General features: G+C 67.7%; 5 protein-coding genes. 3 read left to right on the forward strand and 2 right to left on the reverse strand.

Annotated elements, in window-relative coordinates:
* Window positions 1-63 precede the first annotated feature (63 nt).
* Window positions 64-1791: an ABC transporter ATP-binding protein gene (locus K789_RS0105520; RefSeq protein WP_024365890.1), complete on the reverse strand. Its 1728-nt coding sequence runs from the start codon at window positions 1789-1791 to the stop codon at window positions 64-66.
* A gap of 145 nt (window positions 1792-1936) precedes the next feature.
* Window positions 1937-2716 (reverse strand): trans-aconitate 2-methyltransferase, encoded by a 780-nt coding sequence (locus tag K789_RS0105525; RefSeq protein ID WP_024365891.1) that lies wholly within the window; start codon window positions 2714-2716, stop codon window positions 1937-1939.
* 112 nt (window positions 2717-2828) lie between these two features.
* Here K789_RS0105525 and K789_RS0105530 point away from each other — a divergent pair, with 112 nt between their 5' ends.
* The 3 genes from K789_RS0105530 (at window position 2829) to K789_RS0105540 (ending at window position 7261) form a co-directional block, all read left to right on the forward strand.
* Entirely contained in the window at window positions 2829-5375 is a 2547-nt protein-coding gene (locus K789_RS0105530) for a DEAD/DEAH box helicase (protein ID WP_024365892.1), read from the forward strand.
* 22 nt (window positions 5376-5397) lie between these two features.
* Window positions 5398-5898, forward strand: a complete 501-nt coding sequence (locus tag K789_RS0105535; protein WP_024365893.1) for a GNAT family N-acetyltransferase — start codon at window positions 5398-5400, stop codon at window positions 5896-5898.
* A 94-nt stretch (window positions 5899-5992) separates the two neighbouring features.
* Window positions 5993-7261, forward strand: a complete 1269-nt coding sequence (locus K789_RS0105540) for an alpha/beta fold hydrolase (RefSeq protein ID WP_084507284.1) — start codon at window positions 5993-5995, stop codon at window positions 7259-7261.
* Window positions 7262-7294: the final 33 nt, after the last annotated feature.

Raw genomic sequence — 7294 nt, forward strand, 5'->3', positions numbered from 1 at the left:
GCTGGTCCCGGGCGTCGGCGCTTGTGGGGGTGTCCGTCCCGGCGCCGAGCGCCGGTTCCGGGGTCACAGGGTCTCCTCAAGCACGAGCTGTGAGGCAGCGATCTCCTGGTAGCTCGGCGACGACTCCATCAGTTGCTGATGTGTTCCCTGCGCCACGAGCCGGCCGTCCTCCAGGACCAGGATCAGCCCCGCGTCCACGATCGTGGCCACCCGTTCGGCGACGATCAGGACGGTGGCCGTGCGCAGCAGTGGCCCCATCGCCTCGCGGAGCCGGTAGTCGGTGCCGTAGTCCAACGCCGAGAAACTGTCGTCGAACAAGTACACGGGCGCCTCGCGAAGCAGGGCCCGGGCGATGCACAGGCGCTGCCGCTGGCCGCCGGAAAAGTTCGTGCCGCCCTGGCTCACCGGTGACTGCAGCCCTTGCGGCAGCTTCCGGACAAATTCCTCGGCCTGCGCGCTTCCCAGCACCTTCCAGAGGTCCTCGTCCGTAGCCTCCGGCGCGGCCATCCTCAGGTTCCCGGCGAGCGTCCCGGAGAACAAATAGGAGTGTTGGGGAACGACTGCAATCAGGTTCCTCAGCGTTGCCAGGGACAGGCTGCGCACATCGCGTCCGCTGATGCTGATGGCGCCGCCGGTGGCCTCCAGGAACCTGGGCAGCAGGTTCAGCAAGGTGGTTTTGCCGCTGCCTGTCGCGCCGATGACCGCCGTCACGGTCCCGGGAACGGCTGTGAAGCTGACGCCGTCGAGGACAGGTGCCTCGGCGCCGGCGTAGGCAAAGGACACGTTGCGGAACTCCACGGCGTTGCCCTCGGGCGCAACACCCCCCGGGCCGTCCGTAATCGCCGGAGCCGTGTCGAGGACCGCCTGGATTCGTTCCGTGCAGGCAGCCGCGCGGGGGGCTGTCATGAAGACGTACATCGCCATCATGATCGCGATCAGGATCTGCAGGATATAGGCGATGAACGCTGTCAGGGCGCCCAGCCGCATCTCACCGGATTGGATCCGGTGGCCGCCGAACCACACCACACCCACGGAGGAGAGATTGACCACGAGCATAATCAGCGGCATCATCCCGGCAACCAGCAGCGCGGAATGCAGGTTGTTCCGGGTCAGTTCCTTGTTGGAACCGTCGAAGCGCCGGATTTCGTGCCCCTGCCGCACAAAGCCCCGGATGATGTTGGCGCCGATGATCTGCTCACGCAGCACCCGGCCGATCCGGTCAATGAGTTCCTGGCCCTGCCGGTAGAGAGGAACGAGGCGGCGCACGATCAGGACCATGATGACCGCAAGCACCGGAATTACCGCGACGACGATGCCGGACAGGGCGATGTCCTGGTGCAAGGCGAGCACGATGCCGCCGATGAAGATGGCAGGCGCTGCGACCAGCATCGTGAAAACGAGGACGACAAGGTTCTGGACCTGCGCGACGTCGTTGGTGGCCCGTGTCACCAGGCTGGCAGCGCCGAACGCGCCGACTTCCTGGGAGGACATGGACTGCACCTTCGCAAACAGTTCTTCCCGCAGTTTCCGGCCAAGCTCCATCGCCACAGCAGCGCCCAAATAGCCGGCGCCGATGGCCGCCGCAACCTGCACACAGGCAATCGCGGCCATCCAGGAACCCAGCCTCAGGATCACCGGGACATCGCCAACGACGATCCCGCTGTCGATGATGGCCGCGTTCAGGGTAGGCAGGAGGAGGGTGGCCGTCGTCTGCACGAGCTGCAGGGCCACAATGGCCAGCACGGTACCTTTGTGGGCGGCCAACAGCCGGCCCGTCAGGCCAATGAGCACCGAACCTCCATCGCTAGATCAGGGCACGGATCGGGATAGTGCACGGCAGCCGCCCCCACGCTGCCCCGACATTCTAACCACGCTCACACAGTGCTTCGTTGTCACACGGTTCCGGGTCGTCCGCCGGTCCGGATATCCGTGCGGATCATTCCCGCTTGCGGGCCACGGCAAAGATCCGGCGGAAAGGGAACACCGTGCCGTGCGGGCCGGCCGGGTAGGCCTCCGCCAGCAAGGCCGAGTACTCGGCCTCGAACATACGGGCATCCGCGGCGGACAGGGCGGCGAGAACCGGCCGGAGTCCGGTGCCTCGGACCCACTCCAGCACGGGGTTCGGACCGGGCAGAAGCTGGAAATAGGTGGTCTCCCACGCGTCCGCATCGCAGCCGGCGTCGAGCATGATGTTCAGGTAGTCATCCGGCCCGCCCACAACATCATCGTGGCGCAGCACCCCGGCGAGCCGGCCCGCCCACGCTCCGGACTCCGCAAGCCCGCGCATCAGCGTGTGCGAGGGTGAGTTGAAGTTGCCGGGCACCTGGAGCGCGAACCAGGCTCCGGGCCTGAGCGCGGCGAGCCAACGGGCCAGCATGTCCCTGTGGCCGGGGACCCACTGGAGGGCGGCGTTGGTGACAACGACGTCGGTGTCGTGGGAGGGCATCCAGCCGCCGATATCCGCCTGGCTGAACGAGAGATTGGGGAGCTGGTCCGCATAGGCCACGGACTGGGCCAGCATCTCCGCTGAGGAGTCCAGGCCCGTGACCATTGCCAGGGGCCAGCGTTCGGCGAGGGTGGCCGTCAGGTTCCCCGGACCGCAGCCTAGGTCGACGACGTGCCGGGGAGCGTCCGCGTGGACCCGGGCAGCCAGGTCAAAGAACGGCCTGTCCCGGTAGTCCCCGAACTGCACGTACTTGGCGGGATCCCATTTCACGGCTTTCCTCCCGTCACCGGCAACGATGCCCTCCGAAGCCTAACCCCAGCCGGCACAGCGGCCAAGGAGGCGCGCGACCCTACCGCGGCGCCGGCTACTAAGCTGGTGAGCAATGAAACTTGTTGATCAGCTCCCCGCCCCGGCCGCCCGGGTCCCAGGCCGGACCGGCCTCGACCCTGACGAGCTCTACACCCGCTTCGTCGAGTGGACGGAAACCCGCGGACTGGCCCTGTACACGGCCCAGGACGAGGCCATCATGGAGCTTGCCTCCGGCGCCAACGTCATCCTGGCCACCCCCACCGGATCGGGAAAATCACTCGTCGCGATCGCGGTCCACTTCCAGGCCATGGCCCGCGGCCAGCGGAGCTACTACACCGCACCGATCAAGGCCCTCGTCTCGGAGAAATTCTTCGCCTTGTGCGAGATCTTCGGCGCCGAGAACGTCGGCATGATCACCGGCGACTCCGGCGTCAACCAGGATGCCCCGATCATCTGCTGCACAGCGGAGATCCTGGCCAACATCGCCCTCCGCGAAGGCGCCGCCGCCGAGCTCGGCGCCGTCATCATGGACGAATTCCACTTCTACTCCGACCCGCAGCGCGGCTGGGCCTGGCAGGTCCCGCTGCTGGAACTCCCCCAGGCGCAGTTCCTGCTGATGTCCGCCACTCTTGGCGACGTCAGCCGTTTCGAAGCCGGCATCACCGGGCTGACCGGCCGCCCGACGACGACCGTGAGTTCGGTGGAGCGGCCCATCCCGCTGCACTACTACTACGAGCAGACGCCCGTGCACGAGACACTCGAGGAACTCCTCGCCACGAAACAGGTGCCCGTCTACGTGGTGCATTTCAGCCAGGTGGAGGCGATCGACCGGGCCCAGAACCTCATGAGCATCAACGTCTGCACCCGCGAGGAGAAGGACAAAATCGCCGAGCTCATCGCCGGTTTCCGCTTCGCCGCCGGCTTCGGCAAGACCCTCAACCGGCTGGTCCGGCACGGCATCGGCGTCCACCACGCCGGCATGCTGCCTAAGTACCGCCGGCTCGTGGAGCAGCTCGCCCAGGCCGGCCTGCTCAAGGTCATCTGCGGGACCGACACGCTCGGTGTGGGCATCAACGTCCCCATCCGCACCGTGCTGCTCACGGCGCTGAGCAAGTACGACGGCGTCCGCACCCGGCTGCTGAACTCCCGCGAATTCCACCAGATTGCCGGCCGCGCAGGACGGGCCGGCTACGACACCGCAGGGACCGTCGTCGTGCAGGCCCCGGAACATGTCACCGAGAACGTCAAGGCGATGGCCAAGGCCACGGCCAAGTTCGGTGACGACCAGAAGAAACTCCGCCAGGTGGTCAAGAAGAAGCCGCCGGAGGGCTTTGTGTCCTGGGGCGAACCGACGTACAAGCGCCTGGTGGAGTCCGTCCCGGATCCGCTGACGTCCAGCTTCACCGTGACCCACGCGATGCTGATGAACCTGATGGAACGGCCGGGCGATCCGTTCCAGGCCGCCCGCCGGCTGCTCACCGAAAACCACGAGACCCGGTCCTCCCAGCTGCAGCTCATGCGGAAGGCCCTCGGCATCTACCGTGAGCTCCTGGCAGCCGGTGTCGTGGAGCGGATCCCGCTTCAGGAACAGGGCACCGACGGCCGCACCGTCCGTCTGACCGTCCACCTGCAGGCCAACTTTGCCCTGAACCAGCCGCTGTCCCCCTTTGCCCTCGCGGCGCTGGAGCTGCTGGATCCGGAGTCGCCGTCGTACGCCCTGGACGTCGTGTCCGTCATCGAGTCGACGCTGGAGAAGCCCCGGCAGATCCTGTCCGCGCAGCTGAAGAAGGCGCGCGGCGAGGCCGTCGCCGCGATGAAGGCCGACGGGATCGACTACGACCAGCGCATGGCCATGCTCGACGACGTCAGCTACCCGCAGCCGCTCGCAGAGCTCCTCGGCGAGGCCTTCGACGTCTACCGCCGGGCCGCCCCGTGGATCGGCGACTTCGAACTCGCGCCCAAGTCCATCGTCCGTGACATGTACGAACGCGCCATGAATTTCGGCGAGTTCGTCCAGTTCTACGGACTGGCCCGCTCCGAGGGGATCGTGCTGCGCTACCTTGCCGACGGTTTCAAGGCGCTGCGGCAGACCGTCCCCCAGGACGCCCTCCGGGAGGACCTCGAGGACCTCATCGCGTGGCTCGGGGAGCTGGTCCGCCAGGTCGACTCCAGCCTCCTCGACGAATGGGAGGAGCTCACCTCCGGCAAGGCCCCGACGCCGCACGACGCCCCGCCGCCCCCGCCCCCGTCGCTCACGTCCAACGTCCGCGCCTTCCGCGTGATGGTCCGCAACGAGATGTTCCGCCGGGTGGAGCTCTTCGCGGACGAGGACGCCACCGCGCTGGGCGATCTCGATTCCGGCTCCGGCTGGGACGCTGAACGCTGGGAGGACGTGCTGGATGACTACTTCGACGAACACGACGACATCGGCACCGGCCCGGACGCCCGCGGCCCGGGCCTGCTGATGATTACTGAGGTGCCCGGCCTGTGGAAGGTCCGGCAGATCTTTGAGGACCCGGCCGGCAACCACGACTGGGGTATCTCCGCGGAGGTGGACCTCGCGGCATCGGACGAGACCGGCACCGCCGTCGTACGCGTAACGGACGTCAACCGGCTGTAGGCGGCCCTAGTAAACTCGAATAATGAGTGTAATCCGGCCCGCCACGGCGAACGATGTCCCCGCAATCCTCCAGATGATCCACGACCTGGCGCTCTACGAGAAGGAGCCGGACGCCGTCCGGAACACCCCGGAGATGCTTGGCGAGGTCCTGTTCGGCGAGAACCCGCGGGTGTTCGCCGCAATGGCCGAGAACGAGGCCGGCGAGGTCCGGGGGTTCGCCCTTTGGTTCCTGAACTACTCCACGTGGGAAGGTGTCCACGGCATCTACCTCGAGGACCTTTACGTGCGCCCGGAGGCCCGCGGCGAAGGCCACGGCAGGGCGCTCCTGCAGTACCTGGCCGAGACTGCCGTCGACCGCGGCTACGCCCGCGTCGAATGGAGCGTCCTCGACTGGAACGAGCCCTCCATCAATTTCTACAAGAAACTGGGCGCCAACCCGATGGAGGAATGGTCCACCTTCCGGCTCACCGGCGAGGCGCTGGAAGCCTTCGGCGGCGCCCGCAAGGCCCAGGCCCGTGGCTGACCGGGCAGTTGCTGCCCTGTCCCGGGCGCACCTGCTGGAGGCGGCGCAGCCAACGGTCCCGCACACCATCAAGTCGCGGCATGCCTATCGCGGGATGCGCACGGCGGAGCACTACTTCGAAGTGCCGCTGGACCACTTCAGCGGTGCGGCCGGCGAGACCATCACCGTCTTCGCCCGCGAGTACGTCTCCGCGGACCACAGCGAGGAAGCGGCCGAGCAGCTGCCATGGGTGCTCTATCTGCAGGGCGGCCCGGGCGGGCGCGGCAACCGGCTTCCCGCGCTCGGCGGCTGGAGCAAGGCCGCCGCGAAGGACTTCCGCATCCTCATGCTCGACCAGCGCGGCACCGGCTTATCCGCGCCGATCGACCGCAACACGCTGCCGCTGCGCGGGAACGACGCCGACCAGGCGGGCTACCTGGCGCACTTCCGGGCGGACTCGATCGTCGCCGACGCAGAGGCCATCCGGCTGGCCCTGGGCTCCGGGCCGTGGACGGTCTACGGCCAGAGCTACGGCGGCTTCTGCGCCCTCACGTACCTTTCCTTCGCCCCGGACGGCCTGCGCGAGGCGCTGATCACGGGTGGCCTGGCCCCGCTGTCGGGGCCCGCTGACAGCGTCTACCAGGCCACCTTCCAGCGGGTCGCGGCCCGCAACGCCGAGTACTTTGGACGGTACCCCGAGGACCGTGCGGCGGTCACCCGGATCGCCCGGCACCTCCGCGACACGGAGGAATTCCTGCCCGACGGCGAACGGCTCACCGTGGAACGCTTCCAGATGGTCGGATCCTTCCTGGGCGGAAACACGCGGGTGGACGCCCTGCACCACCTGCTGGAGGACGCCTTCGTCGGCACTCCCGGCGGCGACCGGCTTTCGGACGCCTTCCTGGAGCAGGTCCGCGGCCTCGTGTCACGTTCCGCCAATCCGTTGTACGCGCTGATGCACGAATCCATCTACGGCCAGGGCGAGTCCACGGACTGGGCCGCCTGGCGGGTGCTGCAGGATTTCCCGGAGTTCTCCCCGGACGCCCCCGAGCCCTTGCTCACCGGCGAAATGGTCTATCCCTGGTACTTCGAGCAGGACCCCGCCCTCCGCCCGCTGCGGAACGTGGCCCGGCTCCTCGCCGAAAAGGACGACTGGCCACCGCTCTACGATGCCGAACAGCTCGCGCTCAACACTGTGCCGGTGGCCGCGGCCGTGTACACCGACGACATCTACGTTGACCGCGAGCTCTCGCTGGGGACGGCCGCGGCCGTCCGCGGGCTGCAGGTCTGGGAGTCCGCGGACTTCCACCATGACGGCATCGCCGACGACGGCGAAGGCATCTTCGCCCGGCTCCTAGGCTTGACCCGCTCCGTTAGGGACTGAGCGGCACCCACGCAATACGGCGCCGGACCCGTT

The organism is Arthrobacter sp. TB 26 (genome assembly GCF_000427315.1).
Lineage (GTDB): Bacteria > Actinomycetota > Actinomycetes > Actinomycetales > Micrococcaceae > Arthrobacter.